This window comes from Mesotoga sp. UBA6090, assembly GCF_002435945.1.
In the GTDB taxonomy this organism is placed as follows: domain Bacteria; phylum Thermotogota; class Thermotogae; order Petrotogales; family Kosmotogaceae; genus Mesotoga.
In genome coordinates, this window is the sequence record NZ_DIXC01000048.1 from 1 (window position 1) to 18,941 (window position 18,941).

The window sequence follows — 18,941 nt, forward strand, 5'->3', positions numbered from 1 at the left end:
GTCTTACAAGAACCTCTCTTATCCACTGGTGACCCTGACCGGATGGCTGCATAGTCAGGCCTTCCTGAATTATGTTGCCCTTGTTGTCATACTTTGTGAGCTTCTTTGCAAATTCAACCATCTCTGCGAAAGTCGTTGGTGGAGCCTCAGGATCGAGACCAGCTTCTGCAAAGAGATCCTTGTTCCAGAAGAGTGCGAGGGACCTTACAGCAGTCGGAAGGGCGTATGGGATCCCGTCGAACTCGATTCCTTTGGAGACGAACGGGAAAAACTCACTGCTGAGATATTCGGGAGAGAATTCCGCTTCGGGAAGAGGAACAAGGTATCCAGAAGTGACGTAAAGTGGAATCCATCCGTAGAAGAGAGTGAGAACATCCGGCCCGACTCCGGCAGGAACAGATACCGCGACCTTTTCGTTGAAATTCTCGTAAGGGAAAGTAACGTGCTCTACTTCAATTCCCGGATTCTGTTTTTCGAACTCTTCGATCAGCTGATCCACCAGTTTCACTTTCGTTTCATAATAGTACTGCCAGTAAGTTATTTTTACTGCACCGGCAAAACCGGCAAAGACAACCGAAAGTACCAGCAATAATAACAGTGCTCTTTTCATTTACTACCCACCTCCAAAATTGTGATGTAGCTCACACTTCCATGAAGACTTTTCTTTGAACATTGCACACAGCTCCTAACGAAACCCCCATTTCACCAAGTTCCCCACGCTTAAAAGTCACGCGTTCCAGTATTTCAGCGGGAACGGTTTTCTTCAGTACAGGCATTATTAGACTGAGTATCCTGTCGTATTGGTTGTAACCGATTCCACCGGTTATGACAACAACATCTGGATCAAGCAGTGTGATGACATTCGCGATAACCACGCTCAGGTGCTCACAGGCCACCGTAACTATCTCTTTGAATCTCGGATTTCTGTCTGAATGATCAAACATCTGTGCGACCGATGGTTCGTTTTCGAATTCTGAAAGAAGCTTTTCAAATGCGTATCCCGAGAACCAGCTTTCAAGACTTCCAAATACGAAGCTCAAGTTCTTCTCTCTGCTCCAATCGGTTATCATGTATCCTATCTCTCCAGCAACTCCGCTTGATCCTTCGTAAAGCTCGTTGTTTATGATCAATCCTGCACCCGTCCCCGTGCCGAGAGCGGTCAGAAAAACGTTCCTACATCCTCTTGCAGCTCCTGCCCACAGTTCCCCCAAAGCGTTAAGTGTAACATCGTTCGCAACGAATGTCGGAACCTCGAATTTCTCTTCGATATAACTCCGCAGATTCACTTTTCGAAGACCGAATGCGGGCATATAGAAGATGCTTCCACTCTCTGGATCAACAGTACCCGGAACTCCGATTCCAATTCCCATTACTTTCGAGACCGGTACTTTCATCACCTTGAGTATTGACTTCTCGACAAGCTCCAGAAATGCCTTTTCGTCGGATATCGACTTTGTGGAGAACTTTACTTTTTCGACTATTTTGCCGTCAAGATCCGACAGAATAGAGATCAGTTTGTTACCTCCGACGTCGACACCAACTACGTACTTGTAATCGGGAACGAAAGATAAGAGCATGGGTTTCTTCCCGCCGCGATTTGAACTCTCACCTTCTTTTACTTCGACTATTGAACCCTGAGAGATGAAGTTGTTCACGACGACAGATACAACTGGCTTGCTAAGGCCACTCTTCCTGGATATGTCTGCCCTGGAAATCAGTCCCTCATTTCTGACTATTCGCATTATTTTTTCTTCAGTTTCACGTAAGCATCGACTCACTCGAATCACCTTTGTTTTGTTAAGTAGCTTAACTTACTAACATTATACATCGAATGGACTCTTATCAAATAACGGGAATACTGGTGAGCTGAGCTGAACAAAGAGCGATAAAGACAAATAAAATCAATTATCGTTAGTTTTCTCGACATTTGATACTTTAAAGAACCGGGGACCTTTGGGGCCCCCGGATTCTCTAACTGCCTCATTTCACCTTTGGTAAACTCAACATATTCGCGAAGACTCTGTAGCCGCCCGGTACAAGATAATCAAGCTGCCTGTACCATACGAGCGCTGTATAGATGTATGTTCCTTCTCCGTAGTTCGCAATCAATAGTGAACCTGGCTCGATATCTTCACCGGGGTCATCGGTGTCAATCAACGGAGTGAACTCAGGAGTCCATTCATTCGGGAAGTAGAGACCTCTTTCCTGCTTCCAGCCTTCCCAATCTGAATCTCCAATCACATTCGGCCAGTTGAAGATCGGGTGATCTGGGACAAGTATCTTCATCTCTGCTTCTTCGACTGTAACTCTGTTTCTGCTGATAGTGAAATCGAAGGGAGCCCAGCTACTATTATATTCGCCTGTCTTATGATACTGAACAAGAAGGTTTCCACCATTGAATACGTACTCATTAAGTCGTGCAGAATTTGCCCCGATATCCGGTCTGGTTGTGGCTGCCCTCATGCCAATAACTATTGTGTCGTATTGACTGAGATCACCTGAAGCAAGATCAGCAGGACTCAATTCAGTAACATCCACTCCCATCTGTCTCAGGTACACTGTGTTTATATCCAGTCCACCATCCACATAACCAACCTTCAGATCAGCGGCAACTTTCACATCAATAACTGCAACGCTGAAGATCGAAGGCTTGTAGAGATATTTCGTTTCGATGTGAGGATATGCAATGACCTGGAAGCCTTCGTTGAAGACCTCTCCATCAACTATGGCTTCTACAACGATTTCGGATTCGCCAAGAGGTGCGTTGGCTGGAATCCTGAAATCAATCTGCATCGACTTGATTTCGCCCTCCTTGCTCAGAGAGAATGATGTATCTTGGGTTACAATTACCCAACCGGAGGGGAGCTCCAGGTCGACTGTTCCGGAAATGGCTTCTTTCGAGTTGTTTTGAATCTTTACGGTAATCGTTTTCGTCACTGCCGAAGAAGATGCCGGAGCCATCAATCTTTCAGGATCCATTGATACAGAGACCTTCGGAACCACTCTGACATCTGCCGTCGATTCTGTCCAGACTGATTTTCCCATCACATCCCATACCGCCACTGCGCTGATCGGATTTTCATCGAAAGCGTCAGTGTAAGCAGCATCTTCTGCGACGGTTACGTTGAACTTGGCCTGTCCGTTGGTATTGAACTTTATGGATTCGAAGACTACGCTTTCCACATCTGTCGTCCAACCCTTGGGAAGCGCCAAGTATAACTCGGCCTTGTCAACGATTTCCTGACCGAGGTTCCAGAAAGTTGCAGTGACTTCGAAGCTCTGGCCAGGTATTACCGCAGAGTCGTTGCCTGTGACAATGAGTTTTGTCGAGAAGACTTCACGAGCCGCGGCCAGGAAGTCGGCCTCTTTCATGGTTAGTCTTTCAATCAGCAATTCCTTGTTGGAGTCTGAGAGATTCGATTCCTCTGCAAATGCAATCATTTCTCTTACAAGTGACAGTCCTTCGAGAACTTCATCGCCAATTCCAGTCGGATCCAACGCATTGAATCCGGCAAGAATGGAACTTGTGATACCGTTCAATTCAAGGAGCATTCCGTCTATCTTTGCGATCACCGAAAAATCTCCTTCTATACCGTTAGATATTGCCTTCAAGGAGAAATCCATGTGATCAAGAAATCCTGCTTCTTCCATTCCGAAAACACTGCTCAAAAGTACATAGTTTGAGTAGGCATCTCCAGGTGTTCCGAGGCTTCCGGCCATTCCCTGGCACTGGTGACTGCCACGTGCTATACGTCCTATCTGGTTGTAGGAGTAGCCAAGCATGTGATTGTACTCACCGGTATTGACTCTTATACCACCGGACCCAGCCTGATAGAACTTCTTAACCTGCCATACCTGAAGCCCTGCTTCGAGCTGTTCGGGGTACATGTTAGGATCTGCAGCTGCCAAAACAGCTTCCGGTACAAGTTCGCCGCAAGCCTGGTGATGGCCGTGACCTCCGGTCGGGGCATGTCTGCCCAGTAAAATATCCGGTTTGTAGATTCTAATGAGTTCGACTAGATTCCCGACTATCGTTTCTCTGTCCCAGTTTGGATCGTTGAAAGTCTCTTCGGCTGTTTTCGAGTAGCCGAAATCGTAAGCGCCGAAATGCAGCTGTTTTCCTCCATCAATTACCCTTGCCGATGCCAGTTCTTGTGATCGCAAAACTCCAAGGGCATCGTAAAGTTCAGGCCCGATCTCGTTCTGACCACCTTGTCCCCAGTTTGAAACAAGGTAGTAGCTGTCGAGATGCAGTCCCTTGGCAAGATAGGCGAGCATCCCGTTGTCTTCGTCATCGGGGTGAGCACCGACCATGAATACCGTACCAAATACAGGAAGTTTCTGAAGCGCAAGTATTGTCTTTGCAAGACCTGTTTCCGGTATCGCTTCGAACACGTAGCTCTTGGCGAGACCGGTAAAAACAATCAAGCACAAAAGCACCAGTAAAATCAGACTTTTCTTCATTCTCATACCTCCTTTTTTCTAGCAACGGACTTACTTGGAGACGGGAACACCTAAACGAAATCACGTTAGTAAACTTGCCTAACTTATTACATTGATAATTGTACCTTAATCACAACTCTCTAAAGAAATGAGATAATACTAGTTTTTACTTAAGAACAAAGCCTTTAGTAGTGATTTAGTAAGAATGAAGGTTCTGATTGATTCACTATGTCTCGTTTGACTGTTGTCGTTATACATGTATTGAAAATTGCGCATAGATGTTTTTCGTTCTCTCATTCGAAGTAGATCTTACGGTTGCCAGTCCAAAATAGAGAAGAGTTCGAGAAAGGCAGCAAGTGATTCGCCCAAATGATGGCGAATTCTAGACTTTTTAGATTTCTTGTTCCAACAAAGAGAAGATCTCCAAAGCCTACTCCCGAAGCATGAAGAGGAAGAGAAGTGTACTTCATTTTGTCAGCTCAGTGTTTTCATAGACCTCTTTTATGTTATCTTTCAGTGCTCGCTCAGTGCACTCCCATAACCATCTCAGACATTTCGAACCACATTCTGGCTCGAAGGCTTGCGGTATGTAAAACGCTCCGGAAGTTAACATTAATAACACATCACTTTGGCTTCACACCTACAGATTCTAATAAATGGGTGCAAGTCGCGGTGATTTAATGACTTACCTTTATGAAACTCCTATTAGATCGAATAACCGCGATTCGCTTACTTCTTGTCCAACCATTGGGGGTCAGAGGGCTGCCTCAATTATGGGTAGTAACGAGGCGGCAGGAGCTGTAATCAGAATAAGGAATTTCGCTCATCCTATCAGCGTGGCGAGAAAGATCCTGGAGGAAATTCCCCACCTAATGCTCTCTGGCAAGGGGGCCGAGATATTCGCCAGACTCATGGGATTCAAAGAGAAAAGCCCGGATGAGCAGCATGCAAATACTGATAATAGAGAAATCGAAAAGCTTCCGGAGGATTATAGAGAATTTGTTCGAAAGTACTCCAAACTGCTGGCTGAACAGAGAATCTTCTCTACTTTCGGAGCAGTAGCAATCAATTCAAAGGGACACATCGTCGCCAGAGCTTCGACCGGGGGAATGTCCTACGCGTTTCCGGGAAGGGTGGGAGATACTCCCGTCATAGGGGCCGGAACTTTCGCATCGAGATCTGCTGGAGCTTCGGCAACCGGACTTGGAGAGGGAATACTGAGAGTCGGAGTGACAAGAAAGCTCGTCGAGCTCGTCGAAGGTGGCCAAGTGGTTCAGGAAGCCTGCGACTGAGTTGTCGAGATTTGTTCTGAACGAGGCTTCCAATGTGGAGTGATCGCCCTGGATGACGAAGGGAACGCCGGTCTCTCCCATAACGGGTCTTTCGTGCCCATAATGTATTCCCGGTTTGACTGATCCGGAAGACAAAGATGGGATTCAAATGAACCAAAGGACTCTCAGCAAATTCGGGCTCACACATTCGCATAATAGAGGATCAGTAGACTCCTGAACGTGAGATCGTTGATTCTCCTTAATGGCGATTTCCAGTTCTCTTCAAGCGCCAAGCCTACATAAGAGTTCCAGTGAGTAAAGTAAGGATGAGGGAGCTTCTCCGCAAATCTTGCTCCGGATTTCCGGAGTACTAATCGGAGCCTGTCAATCTGTCTCTTGATCTCTGGAACTTCATTTGCAATACCCATTCTCGCAAGCAGCTCCATCCGGTGAACCACATCATCCCCCCTTTGAATCAAGCTTCCTTTCTCTACAAACAAACAGACCGCTAAGTTGAACTTCGCTTGTATCAGAGGTGATTTGAGTCAGCAAGATTCTGTAAGGGTATTCTCACTTCAGGAAGGCTGAATGTTGCTCTCGACTCCACGGCAATCTAGAACCAGTGTGGCTGACTGTTAAATTCAAGAGGGACTCTACCGTTCTGTGATCGTCATTAGCGTCACCGATCAGCCCTAATAGAGTGCCGGCAACCTATGACAAAGTGAATTCTAGCACGCCTTAATCAGCCTTCAGAGCTCTTTTCGTATGAAGAGTTTATCTTCTAGCCACGGGCCTTGTAGAATGAATCGAATCCAACCGCTGCCAAAATTACAAGTCCTTTGAACACATATTGAACATAAAGATCTATTCCGATCAAGTTGAAAGCATTGGTTATCATCGTCAGCAACAACGCCCCAATGAGAGTTCTCACGACTGAACCTTCTCCCCCGGACACGCTTGTACCGCCGATTACTGCAGAAGCTATCGCATCCAGCTCATAGCCCTGGCCGGCAAGAGGCGTAACCGAAAGCAGCCTGGATGCGTAGACAACTCCTGACATTGCAGCCATTACTCCTCCGGCAACGAAGGTCAGGGTCATGTAGAAGTCGACTTTGATTCCGGAGAGTCTGGCCGCCTCTTTGTTCCCACCTATCGCACAGGAGTACCGACCGAATTTCGTCTTAACAAGAATGAACTGACCCAGAGCTACTAGGATCAGCAGCAGAATTATTGGAAAGGGAATCGGCCCTATGTAGCCATTGCCGATGAAAGCAAACCCTTCTGAATCGACATAAAGAGGATAACCGCCTGTATACATATAAACGATTCCTCTTATGATCGTCATAGTTCCCAGAGTGGCAATGATTGGCGGGATATGAATCTTCGAGCAAAGGAATCCATTTGCAGCTCCAAAGGCGGCACCAACTAGCAAAACGACAATCACTGCGAAGAACCAGTGCATAGAAGACTGGAGTCCAACCGCCATAGCGGCGGAAAGAGCCAGCAGTGAACCGACCGAGATATCGAACCCGCCGCCGATAATGACAAATGTGGAGCCGATAGCCATTATACCGATTATCGAACTTTGCCTGAATATGTTTATGATATTTCTCCAAGATAGAAAGTTGGGTGTCATAAGTGAGATGACCAGCGCCAACACAAAGAATGCGATAATGATTTTGTACTTTCCTAGAAAGCTTGTCAACTTCGACTTAACAGCGGGTCCTGACATTCAACTCACCACCTGATTATCTAGATGCTCTTGTTTTCCGCTCAACGCTTTCTTCAGGATCTCGTCCTGGCGAGCTCCGCGTTTGAATTCTCCTACGACCTCTCCATCTGCTATCACAAGGATTCTGTCGGATACTCTCTGAACTTCCGGCACTTCAGAGGAAATAAAGATAACTGAGAAGCCGTTCTCGGCAAGCTCTCTTACAATCGAGTAGATCTCACTCTTTGCCTTCACATCGATTCCCTGAGTCGCCTCGTCCATGATCAGCAATTTTGGATTGGTCAGCAGCCACTTTGCAATTACGACTTTCTGCTGGTTGCCTCCGCTAAGAAACTTCGTCTGCTGATGTATCGAAGCAAGCCGGATGTTAAGCCTTTCCCTGTATTCATTCGCCTTAACATATTCTCTCTTCGTCAGGATCAATCCGGGCGTCGCAGTGAAATCGCTTATCGAAGGGAGAGTGATATTTTTGAAAACCTCGAAAAGCATTATGAGACCGTCGGATTTCCTGTCTTCGGGTATTAACGCTATCCCTGCATTTATGGCATCTACCGGCGAGTTTAGATTCACTCTCTTGCCCTCAACAGTTATCTCGCCGCTGTCTGCTTTCTCGGCACCGAAAATCGCCCTGGCCAGCTCCGTTTTTCCCGAGCCGGTGAGACCGGTAATTCCAAGCACTTCACCGGGATAGACTTCGAATGAGATATCCCTTACTCTAGGCAACTTTTGAATGTTCCTTACAGATATGACGGGTGGAAGGTCGTACTTTGCTGAACTCGAAATAACTTCGATGTCATGAAAGACTTCACCGACCATTAGATTGACGATCTCTTCTCTGTCAGTCTCAGCAGTATTCAGAGTGGAGACCTTCCTGCCGTCTCTGAGGACTGTAATTCTATCGGTAATTCTGAAAACCTCTTCCAGAATATGGGTGATATACAGGATCGAAATTCCCTTGCTTCTAAGTTGAGAGATGATCTTGAAGAGATGATCGGCCTCTTCCTTCGAAAGCGAGGCCGTCGGCTCGTCCATGATCACAACCCTCGAATTCCTGGAAAGTGCCTTCATGATTTCCACAACCTTCTGCTGTGCCACCCCGAGCCTGAATATCTTCTCGTTCGGTGAGAGATCAAATCCATACGACTCACAAAGGCTGCGAAATCTCTTTCTCATCTTCTTTTCTGAAAGCAGGCCCGAGACCTGCATCTCGTCACCGAGGAATATGTTCTGCTCGACGGTGAATTTGGGAATGAGGCTCCTCTCCTGATAGATAACGCTTATTCCCTGCCTGAAAGATTCCGTTGGAGATGAGAAGCTGGTTTCCTTCCCGTCGTAGAGAATGGTCCCCGAATCTTTCTGATAAGCTCCTACAATGCATTTTGTGAGCGTCGACTTTCCCGATCCATTCTCTCCCAGAAGAGCGTGGACCTCCCCCTCTCTCACATCCATGTCTACCTTGTCAAGAGCCTGAACACCGGGAAAGCTCTTGGATATTTCCTTCACTTCGAGAATCAGTCTAGAGCCGGCAGTGTCTCTATTCAACGCAATCACCCACATACTCGAGAATTGCATCACTTATGTGTCTTATATCCCAGGAGAGAACAAACCCATCATGGCCTTTTCTAAGAGTTGCCTCTACATAATTCGTGACTTCCTCCAGGCCTACCGAACACACGGGGGGGAGATTGACCGCTTCAAAGCCGGGAAAGATCCTCGTTACTGGATTGAGATTCATCTGGTCGATCTTATTCAGCTCGAGTTCATAGTTCTTCTGATCGATGCCTTTCATTCTTACTTCTTCAAAGCTTTCAGGCAATACAAGGCCGGTCAGCTCTCCGATAATCTCGAGCGCTTCTCTCTCCGAAAGTTGTGAGGCGTGCTCCACGAGAATCTTTGCCAGAGAGAGAAGTTCCATCGGAAGTCCGGCCGGCCCCATTGTTTTACAGTAAACCATCGGCTTCATCCAATCCACATGCCTGGATATCCTCTCGTAATCCTGCGAAACGAAATTTCGAAGCGAAGGGGAGAAAAGATCCACCCCCACTTCAAGGCCCAGATTTCTCGCCCTGTCGGCATATGAAGTTAACAGTTGGAGCACCGATGACTTTCTGAACTCGAGAAATTCCCCAGTAATTCTATAGAACTCTTTGAGAGTGTCGAGTACTTCGTCCATTCCCCCCTTCGAACCGAGCTTTTTCATAAAACCGTGAATAGCCTCCTCAAAGGCTGAACCCGTTGCGCTCGATCTCTCTTTGCAGGTGTCGCAGAAGCAGGTAAGCATCTCTCCTATCCCATTGGCCGGCGAAGGAAAACGGATCCTGTCGAGAAAGACACCGTCGAAGTCGGCAAGGCCAAGAATTTCTTCGAAGCGGCTTAGAAAAGCCTCCTCTTGCCTTACCTTGTTGGGGCAAAGAAATTTAAACTCCTCACCGCCCGCCTTTTGGGATTCCAGTATCTCCGACCAACCGCTGTCTAACGTTCTGACGATTTTGAAGGCGTCCGTGTCGAAATCTGCTGGAGTGTCTGCAAGTATGGGATACCAGAGATGCGGAGAAATCCCAACATCTCTGCAAATCAAAACAAGCGAGGAAAGATATTTGGGCCGGACCGACCAGATAATGAGCTTTTGTAGTCCTGCCTTTTTTGCCTTCGAAAGTTTCTCTGTAAGGCTTCTGGAATTATCCCTGGAGAGCTCCTCATTTAAAAACAGCTGTGAGAGGATATTGATCTTACCTGCTTCAGACATCAGCGACCTCCTGTCGTATTTCTCTTACATTTCCGGTTCGAAATCGGCCACGTTATCCTTTGTGACTATTACCTGCTGAATCTCAACGAACTTCGGCACTTCCTGGCCGGTCAGGTACAGATGGGCAGTCTCAACTGCTTTGTAGCCTTCTTCAATAACCGAGAAATACGTGGAAGCGTAAACGTCACCGGCTTCGATGTAAGGAACGAGCTCTTTCGCATACTCCAGGCCCAAAACCACTACGTCAGTGATCCCTCTCTCCTTGAGTGCCATCGATGCCGCTATAGCTCCCGACCACCACTGGCATGCGACGACGTCGACATTTCTGCTACTCTGAAGGAAAGCCTCCATGAATGCAAGTGTTCCTTCCTTTGTCCAGCCGTCGATAGGGCGCTTTTCAATTATGTTCCAGGAAGGATTTCTTTCAGCGACAGAGAGAAAACCCTCTTCTCTCATTCTCTGGGCAGTTGTACCGGGATTACCTTCTATAAGAATTATGTCGATATCGGCGTTCCCAAAGAGCTTCTCGACAAATTCTGCCTGGACTACCCCTGATCCTATCTCAGAACGACCTATGTGGCTAATGACACCTGGATACTTGCCTTCAGGATCTGTTCCGATACTGTTTGTGAATGTGATCAATGGAATTCCCGCTTCGTTGCAGCGAGTTACCGCAGTTCGAAGTGCCATGTTATCCGCCGCGCAAAGCAACACGAGATCCACACCTCTTGCGATGAAGTTCTCAACCTGAGACAGCTGCTTGCCTGCATCCCATTCTGCATCGGCATAGATCAGGTTAAGTCCAAATTCCTGAGCGGCCGCATCCAACCCTACTCTCTGAACGCTGAAGAATTCAACGGTTCCGGGAAGCAAAACTGCAACGTCCGTCGCAAAGAGAATTCCTGCCATTAGAACGAAGATCAAAGCTAGTAGAACAGTAATCTTTCTCATAGGTACCTCCTCCTGTAGTGTCTTGCATTCAAAATCCTGAAGTTCCCCCTAGAACCTCTTTAAGGAGCAATTCTTTCTGAGCAAAATAAGCTCCGCCAATGACAACACTGTAAGGCTCAAGAGCCGCTCTGACAAGCAGATCTGGTCTGTAAAGCTCTTCTGGAAGAACCTTCCTCAGAGTGCTGTCGATTATTGGGAAAATCCGATCATACTGGTTGAAGCCAATACCACCTCCTATCAGAAGTCTTGCTGGATCGAGAAGCATAATAGCATTGGCAAATGCAAGCGCAAGATGTTCGCAGCCTCCCGTAATTCTTTCAAGGATTCTCTCATCGGAGTCCATCTTCTCAAATAGGTCTTTTACGCTGAATTCCCAGCCGTTGTTCCTGCAGAAAGACTCTAGCGAATATCCCGAGAACCACTGTTCGAGTCTCCCAAATCCCGCATTCATCTTTGATTCTGTAGACCAATCGGTGACAAATTCGCCGATTTCACCGGCTCCACCGACGGATCCTCTGTAAACCGAATCATTGATGACAATCCCTGAGCCGATACCGGTTCCAATCGAAACCAGGATCACATCATTGAACTGTCTTGCAGAACCGATCCATGACTCGCCGAAGGCGGCAAGTGTAACATCATTTTCGATCAGCGTCGAAATCCCGAACCTCTTCTCGACCGGAGTCTTGAGATCAAGATTCCCGATATCGAAGGAGGGCATGTATTTTATCTTCTGTGTAGCCCTGTCTACAGTACCGGGAATTCCTACAGAGATTCCCAGCACTTTCTCTTTTCCGACTTCCTCTATGTAACTCTCGAGTCTCTCATTCAACTCATCTACCAGACCCCTCTTGGTACGAAGAAGGTCAGTGGTTATTGTGTCGCGTTTTAGGATATTTCCGTCGAGATCGATCAACGCGAAGATAGTCTTAGTTCCGCCTATGTCAACACTAAGTACGTTTCTGTAGTCTTTTGCGAAAGAGATATTGATAGGTTTTCTGCCACCGGAAGCCTTGCTCTGTCCGAGACCGTTCTCTCTTACAACACCCTCTTCAACCAGGTCGTTGACAATTGAAGATATAGTCGGTTTGCTAAGTCCGGTCAGTTTCGATATTTGGACTCGAGAAGTACTCTTTCTTTCTCTAATTATCCTCAGAATCTCGCTCGTTCTGATCTCAGTAAGTTTCGATACCACTTCTTCCTCCAGCTTCCTTCCTGTATTCTCTTCTCCTTCGATTCTCTGACTGACAACCAGGAGATTGCTCTCAGAAAACACCAGAAGGACATCATCTAAGTTGGTAAATAAAAAATACTAACTAATTCAATTTAATTATAGTCCTCGGAGCGTCAATGCAAAAGGGCAAGCTGGCTCGATGGCGCCGACCCTACAAGCAGGATTTGACAACTAATCACTTTCCCTCTTCTCTCTTGAACCGTAATCGAGTGGTAGAAATGTTAGAGATGATTTCTCTATCCTCGAAAATAATCCCATCAACGCCGTCCTCCTGCAAATCTTCGATAACCTTGTACTTAAAGATGAAAGTGGATGAGTCTTGCATCTTAGTTGGAGCCAAGACATGCACTTTGAGAGAATAATCTTGCTGTGAATCGAAAACTGAACGCGAAAGACTCTTCATTGTGGCAGCAATAATGCCAGAGGATGAGAACAATCCAAATAATCACCCCTAGACAATCGGAATCGGTCAGTATCGCCAGGAATTCAGTAAGGAAATAATGAATAGATTTTGTATACTCATAATACATCATACATAATACGTATGATGACTAGCATTTCTGGAGGTAGATCAAATTCATGGCACGAAGAAAATCACTTTACGAGATCATATATTCTCAAATAGAGAAAGAAGTCCAGAAGATGAGTGACGGGACGCAGCTTCCTTCAATAGAGAAACTCTGCGAGGATTACGGTGCAAGCAAGACCGTTCTTAGAGAAGTAATAACGGCGCTGGAAAAGGACGGCCTTGTCGTAAGAAGGCAGGGTCTCGGAACCTTTGTTGTTAAGGACAGCGGGCTTGTACATACGGGGATTGAATACTTGAGAGGTCTGACGAGAATCATCTCCAGCTCTGGAAAGAGTGCCGAGCTGATCTATGACAAATTCCGAGTAGTCAAGGCCGATCGAAGGCTGGCAGAAAAGTTGGAGATGCCTGAAAATGAGAGTCTTGTGCTGACGGAGAGGGTCTATGCGGCCGACGGTATCCCGGCGATATTCGCCAGAACTTACATAGCATCCGAGAGAATACCGGGAAAAACGGAGGCCCTGCTAAAGACGCTTGAAGGAAGGAAGGCAAAGGAGCTGGTTCTATTTGATCTTCTGGAAGAAAACTTCAAGGATCCCATCAGATACGCAATTGCCGAAATAGAATCGAGACTCGTCGACGAAGAGTTGGCCGGACTTCTTGAAATGAGATCTGGCGAATCAATAGTGTTGCTGAAGGAAGTTCACAGGGACATCAAGAACATTCCGATGCTCTACTCGGAGGATTTCATAAACACGGCGGTGTTCAGAATACACGTTCTCAGAAAGAAGATTTGAGGTGACATTATCATGGAGGATTACAGAGAGCCGGTCGGACTTGAAGGAAAGTTTCAGTATCACATCGAGTGTCAGCCGGGAGACATAGCACCGGTAGTTATCGTTCCGGGAGATCAGGGAAGAGTTGAGAAGATTGTCAGTAGACTTAGCAACACCAGAAAGATTGCGGAAAACAGGGGCCTTATCACCTATACAGGTGAGTTCAAAGGCAAACCGGTCTCCGTTACTTCTACCGGCATGGGTGGCCCTTCGGCAAGTATCGCATATGAAGAGCTTATCAATGTGGGGGCGAGGGTGCTGATAAGGATAGGTAGCGTAGCCGGACTGCAAGAGTACGTAAATGAGGGGGATATCGTTGTGCCGTACGGTTGTGTACGTGATGATGGAGCTTCGAACTACTACGTCCCGGAGAATTTTCCCGCAGTGCCTTCTCCAGATGTCTACTCGTCCCTGACGGCTTCGGCAAGAACTCTTGGAAGAAAGATCGTTACGGGAATCAACTGGACCCATTCATGCTTCTACAAACGCGATCCCGAATATTTCCAGAGCTGGAGCGGAAGAAGAGTAGTCTCACTTGAGATGGAGGCTTCGGCTCTATTTGTGATCTCTTACCTGCGTGGCGTGAAGGCTGGATTCATCGGTGTATGTTATGCAAACAGATACAGGCAATCCGCCGGCTCAAAGGTAGATCTTTCCGTTAAGAATCCGAGGAGAAACCAAATCGAAGACTCAGTGAAAGATTCAATCGAAATCACCTTGACTGCAATAGAGAAAATGTACAGCGAAGATCTTGTATAACGACCAAAGGGAGGGGATTCTATGAGAAACAGATTTCTGCTTTTTCTTGTTGTTCTCTTGACTGTTTCATGTTTCGCAGTTCCGCTTCAGCTCTCAAGTGAGGTTGGAATTCACACAGACGCGTGGAAGACCAGAATGGAGGGGTTTACAAAAGAGACCGGAATCGAAGTTGAGATTCAGCAGTTTCCTTATGCAAATTACCTTGATCAACTAATGCTCGGGTACACTTCCGGAAGGGTAGAGATAGACGTACCTTACATTTCTATGCTCTGGTACCCGGCTCTTTCGATTGGCGACTACATCTACCCGATCAGCGATATTCCTGGATACGAGAAGATCAACGAGTCGGATATTCCGGGAATAAGAAACGCCAAGCTGAATGGCAAGACGTACATCGTACCCTACATGAACGAACTCGGAGGGATAATCTACAGGAAGGACCTTTTCGAAGACCCGACGGAAAAGGCTAATTTCATTGCCAAATACGGCTACGAACTTCAGCCGCCACAGACTCTAGAGCAGTACAGAGATATCGCAGAGTTTTTCAACAGGCCGCCGAGTCTTTACGGGGTAACTCTCATGGGAAGAAGAAGCATCTTCCTTGCGACCCACTTCATGCAAAGGCTGTGGGCAAAAGGTGGAGCATTGCTAGATTTGAACATGCGCCCGATCTTCAACTCCGAAGCCGGCATCGAGGCTCTAGAAGAAGTGAAGTACATGTTCCAGTTCGCCAATCCCGCTGCAATGAACTATGACTTCCAGGAAGCCCTGAATGAATTCATAAGTGGACGCAGCGCAATGGCAGAGGTTTGGACAACTGGAATGTTCTACGTCGAAGATGAATCGAGGTCGTCTGTAGTTGGCAAGGGTGGTTTCATCGGATTCCCGAGACCAGAAGAGAAACTGGGAGAGAAACTTCCGATGCTCTACATTTCCTGGGGGTTCTCGGTCAGCAGCGGAGCTCGGGACAAGGAAGCGGCGTTGGAGTGGTTGCTTTATGTTACAGAGACGCAGAACGAGGTTGAAGCAGCGCCTACGGGCAACATACCTGCACGGTTCTCGGCTCTCAACAGTCCCGCGCTTGCCGAGTCGTTCCCATGGATCGGCGATTTCGCTGCCGCTATGGAAAACTGTATCCCGACGCCTATGGTACCTTTGATTCCCGAAGGCGGAAGCATTGTGAGCGGCATAATAGCTCCGGCGGTTTCGGAATTCTTGGCGGGAACGAAAACTGCCGAACAGGCTTTGAATGATGCAGTTAAGGAAGTTGACAGACTTATGAGAGACGGAGGCTACTATTGATTTGATACGGGGCCGGGTCGAAAGACCCGGCATTTCTTATAATAGGTGATCAGATGAAGTCGAGACATAGATCTAGAGGTTATTCGTATATTCTTCCTTCAATGGTTTTTATAGTAATAATCTTCATGATTCCGCTGACGTATACGGTCGTGATGTCCTTTCTGCGGTGGAATCTGCTCAGGCCAGATCTGGGCATAAGAGCGGCGGGCTTCAGCAATTACGTCAGGCTATTCACCGACCCGTTCACGCTGGACACTGTGGGAAGGACCTTCTACTTTGTTCTGGGGGCAGTCTTAATAGAGCTGATTGCGGGGCTGTGCATAGCTCTTGCCCTGGATACGGAATTCAAAGGCTGGAAGATTGTTCAGTCGGTCTTACTGGTCCCATTCATGATCGCTCCCGTTGTCGTTGGGTATGTCTGGCGGTTCGTCCTCAACAGCGATTATGGACCGATAATCCATTTGTTCAGGCAGATTGGACTTGGAGGACTTGTCGACAAACCCCTTCTATCAAATCCCTCTGCGGCGATGCCTGTATTGATTGTTGCCGATGCGTGGGAGTACATTCCATTTGTGACTCTCGTATTGCTTGCAGGGCTAAAATCAATCCCTTACGAACCGTATGAAGCAGCATTTGTGGATGGAGCAAGTTCCCTTCAGAGATTCTATTACATAACGCTGCCGCTTCTCAGGCCTTCGATACTGGTCGCAGTGGTAATAAGGACCCTTACATCTCTGCGCGTCTTCGATATTGTATTTATAATGACTGGAGGAGGGCCCGGAACTGCTACAGAGACTCTCGCCTTCTACGGTTACAGAACTGCCTTTCAATCGTACGATGTTGGCTTTTCATCGGCAATTAACATGCTGACATTTGCAATAGCTGTGGTCTTCACGATACTGTACATGAAGATAATAGGTGGTGGAAAGAACTATGCTTAGGAGGAAACTCTTTACTAGAATAGTGGTCTTTGTAGTCATAGCAGTGGCGCTAATCTGGACTCTGGTACCACTGGCATGGATACTACTTTCCTCTTTCAAGTTTGAGGCCGACCAGTTCTCGATGCCACCCAAGTGGTTCCCGGCACGTATTACTTTCCAGAATTACGCGAAGTTCTTCGGAAATTCCGAGTTTGTCAGTTCTCTAATCAACAGTGTTATCATAACGTTTTTCTCGACAGTCATAGCCCTTTTGCTTGGGGTACCGGCGGCTTACGCTCTGGCAAGGTTTGACTGGAAACATGCAAACACGATCGCTTTTGTCGTCCTGCTAGCAAGAATGACGCCGCCGATCGTCATGGTCCTGCCCTTCTTCATGATCGCCAGATATCTGGGAATCTCGAATACTTACCTTCCTATTGTCCTGGCGCTTTCATTTTTCAGCGTCCCGTTCGCGATCTGGATGATGCGCGGTTTCTTTCAGGAGATCCCCACCTCTCTTGAAGAAGCTGCCATGATAGATGGGTGCACGCGATTTCAGTCGTTGAGGAGAGTTGTCATCCCCCTCGTCATGCCTGGACTCTCGGCCACGTCCATACTGTGCGCCCTCATCGCCTGGAACGAGTTCCTGTTTGCCCTGGTTCTTACAGGCAGAGACACCAGACCTCTACCCGTTCTGGTCAACATGTTCGTAAGTGAAAGAAACATAGAATGGGGAGTAATGAGCGCAGCGGCAGTAATCACCGTACTCCCTATGATCGTTTTCGGTCTGCTTGTGCAAAATGACCTCGTTCGAGGCCTTACAATGGGAAGCTCTAAATAGAGCCTGGATTCAAGCTTGGCAGGTTACGGCCAAAAAAGAAGCAACTGGAAAAAACCGTCGGCTGCATCGCTTCCTTCAACACATTCAATGCTTTCCCTGTTGCCCCAAAAACACTTACGATTCTTAAATTCTTGGAATTGTCTTCAGGAAACGAAGCATGTAGTTTGTCGTATGGGATAATAATCGAAACGGGAAAACAGTTTTTGAACAGGGGGTAAGGGGAAATGCCAAGAATGCTTGTTGCAACTGCGCCAGGAAAAGCGGAGATTGTTGAATACCGGGACAGGAAGATAGCGGCGAACGAGGTTATGGTTGAAGTCGAGTTCGCTTCTCCAAAGCACGGTTCGGAGATAGCTGATTTCAGAGGCGAGAGTCCGCTTATAGACGAACGTTACGATGACGACTGGAAGCTTTTAGTTCCCCGATCACCGGATCAGAGAAAGGGAGTTGAGTTCGGTTCCTGGAATCTCGGCAATATGTGGGTAGGTAAAATTGTTGCAAAGGGTGTGGATGTGAAGGACTACAGTGTTGGTGAGAGGGTCTGTTCTTACGGAGGAATTCGCGAGACTCAAATTGTCAACGCCTTAGGCAATCACCGTCTATTGAGAGTTCCTAAAGCCGTCTCCTGGAAGAGCGCCGTGTGCTATGATCCAGCTCAGTTTGCTCTGTCTGGGATCAGAGACGGGAACGTGAGACCGGGTGACCATGTTGCAGTAATCGGACTTGGAGCCATAGGACTGCTGGCTGTCCAACTCGCGAAGAAGATCGGGGCCAGCCCCGTGATAGCAGTCGACCCTATTGAAGTCAGACGGGAGGTTGCGCTGAACTCAGGTGCGGATTTTGCTTTAGATCCAAAAGCGTGCGATGTTGGACTTGAGATCAAGAGGCTCACCGTTAAGACCGGTGCAGACTGCATAATCGAGACAAGCGGAGCTCCTTCTGCTCTGCAATCGGCCCTCAGAGGTCTTGCTCACGGGGGAACAATTTCGTACGTTGCCTGGGCAAAGGAGTTTCTCGGGGGCATCAGTTTTGGACGTGAAGCCCATTACAATTATGGGCGGTTGATCTTCTCCCGTGCAGCAAGTGAACCGGGACCTGACTATCCGAGGTGGAACAGAAAGAGAGTGGAAAGAGTCTGCTGGGAGATGATATGCACAGGTTCTCTTCGCGGCGATGAAATCGTCAACCCCGTCGTCAGCTTTGAAGAGTCCGCCGAAGCCTACTGCAAGTACGTCGATACAAGTCCCGAGCTGAGCATCAAGCTCGGAGTGGCCTTTTGAAGGCTCATGATCATCCATAAGTCGGGAAGTCGATCGGCAGTTATCTGCAAATGCTGTGGTTGGCCTCTCATGATCTTGATTATAGATTCTCCCTCGAGGG

Annotated in this window: 16 protein-coding genes; 7 read left to right on the forward strand and 9 right to left on the reverse strand. The window is 47.4% G+C overall.

Translation table 11 applies throughout. The features are described from left to right. From B3K42_RS07315 to B3K42_RS07325, 3 genes are all read right to left on the reverse strand, one after another. Positions 1-610, reverse strand: a 610-nt coding sequence (locus B3K42_RS07315) for an extracellular solute-binding protein (RefSeq protein WP_292597979.1), incomplete at its 3' end; no start/stop codon positions are given. A gap of 31 nt (positions 611-641) precedes the next feature. Continuing rightward, positions 642-1,787, reverse strand: a complete 1,146-nt coding sequence (locus B3K42_RS07320; RefSeq protein ID WP_349680963.1) for an ROK family transcriptional regulator — start codon at positions 1,785-1,787, stop codon at positions 642-644. A gap of 193 nt (positions 1,788-1,980) precedes the next feature. Further along, complete coding sequence (locus tag B3K42_RS07325) at positions 1,981-4,464, reverse strand: NEW3 domain-containing protein (RefSeq protein ID WP_292597983.1); 2,484 nt, start codon at positions 4,462-4,464, stop codon at positions 1,981-1,983. A gap of 752 nt (positions 4,465-5,216) precedes the next feature. Here B3K42_RS07325 and B3K42_RS07330 point away from each other — a divergent pair. Continuing rightward, positions 5,217-5,735 carry an isoaspartyl peptidase/L-asparaginase gene (locus B3K42_RS07330; RefSeq protein ID WP_292597984.1) on the forward strand — a complete coding sequence of 173 codons (519 nt, stop codon included), beginning with the start codon at positions 5,217-5,219 and terminating at the stop codon, positions 5,733-5,735. Between the two features lie 179 nt (positions 5,736-5,914). Here the strand turns inward: B3K42_RS07330 and B3K42_RS07335 are convergent, their stop codons facing one another. The 6 genes from B3K42_RS07335 to B3K42_RS07360 all read right to left on the reverse strand — a co-directional run bounded on the left by B3K42_RS07335 (position 5,915) and on the right by B3K42_RS07360 (position 12,419). Further along, the gene (locus tag B3K42_RS07335) at positions 5,915-6,160 is read right to left on the reverse strand and encodes a hypothetical protein (protein WP_292597986.1); all 246 of its coding nucleotides are present in this window, start codon (positions 6,158-6,160) and stop codon (positions 5,915-5,917) included. Between the two features lie 335 nt (positions 6,161-6,495). Then, positions 6,496-7,446, reverse strand: coding sequence for an ABC transporter permease (locus B3K42_RS07340; protein WP_292597988.1), 951 nt, complete (start codon positions 7,444-7,446; stop codon positions 6,496-6,498). Next, positions 7,447-8,997, reverse strand: coding sequence for a sugar ABC transporter ATP-binding protein (locus tag B3K42_RS07345; RefSeq protein ID WP_292598032.1), 1,551 nt, complete (start codon positions 8,995-8,997; stop codon positions 7,447-7,449). Further along, on the reverse strand, positions 8,981-10,192 hold the full coding sequence (locus B3K42_RS07350) for a hypothetical protein (RefSeq protein WP_292597990.1): 1,212 nt from the start codon (positions 10,190-10,192) through the stop codon (positions 8,981-8,983). Before B3K42_RS07350 ends, B3K42_RS07345 begins: the two co-directional genes overlap by 17 nt. A 24-nt stretch (positions 10,193-10,216) precedes the next feature. Then, positions 10,217-11,143, reverse strand: a complete 927-nt coding sequence (locus B3K42_RS07355; protein WP_292597992.1) for a sugar ABC transporter substrate-binding protein — start codon at positions 11,141-11,143, stop codon at positions 10,217-10,219. Between the two features lie 28 nt (positions 11,144-11,171). Next, a complete protein-coding gene (locus B3K42_RS07360; protein ID WP_292597994.1) occupies positions 11,172-12,419 on the reverse strand; it encodes an ROK family transcriptional regulator in 1,248 nt (415 codons plus the stop codon). A 537-nt stretch (positions 12,420-12,956) separates the two neighbouring features. Between B3K42_RS07360 and B3K42_RS07365 the strand changes: the two genes are divergently transcribed. The 6 genes from B3K42_RS07365 (at position 12,957) to B3K42_RS07390 (ending at position 18,841) form a co-directional block, all read left to right on the forward strand. Continuing rightward, positions 12,957-13,700 carry a GntR family transcriptional regulator gene (locus B3K42_RS07365; protein WP_292597995.1) on the forward strand — a complete coding sequence of 248 codons (744 nt, stop codon included), beginning with the start codon at positions 12,957-12,959 and terminating at the stop codon, positions 13,698-13,700. Positions 13,701-13,712: 12 nt separating this feature from the next. Next, positions 13,713-14,498, forward strand: a complete 786-nt coding sequence (locus tag B3K42_RS07370; protein WP_292597996.1) for a nucleoside phosphorylase — start codon at positions 13,713-13,715, stop codon at positions 14,496-14,498. Positions 14,499-14,519: 21 nt separating this feature from the next. Beyond that, positions 14,520-15,800, forward strand: coding sequence for an ABC transporter substrate-binding protein (locus tag B3K42_RS07375; RefSeq protein WP_292597999.1), 1,281 nt, complete (start codon positions 14,520-14,522; stop codon positions 15,798-15,800). 53 nt (positions 15,801-15,853) lie between these two features. Further along, positions 15,854-16,741, forward strand: a complete 888-nt coding sequence (locus tag B3K42_RS07380; protein WP_292598002.1) for a carbohydrate ABC transporter permease — start codon at positions 15,854-15,856, stop codon at positions 16,739-16,741. After that, the gene (locus B3K42_RS07385; RefSeq protein ID WP_292598006.1) at positions 16,734-17,561 is read left to right on the forward strand and encodes a carbohydrate ABC transporter permease; all 828 of its coding nucleotides are present in this window, start codon (positions 16,734-16,736) and stop codon (positions 17,559-17,561) included. The genes B3K42_RS07380 and B3K42_RS07385 overlap by 8 nt, the downstream gene beginning before the upstream one ends. Before the next feature lie 224 nt (positions 17,562-17,785). Beyond that, positions 17,786-18,841, forward strand: coding sequence for a zinc-dependent alcohol dehydrogenase (locus tag B3K42_RS07390; RefSeq protein WP_292598008.1), 1,056 nt, complete (start codon positions 17,786-17,788; stop codon positions 18,839-18,841). Positions 18,842-18,941 lie beyond the last annotated feature (100 nt).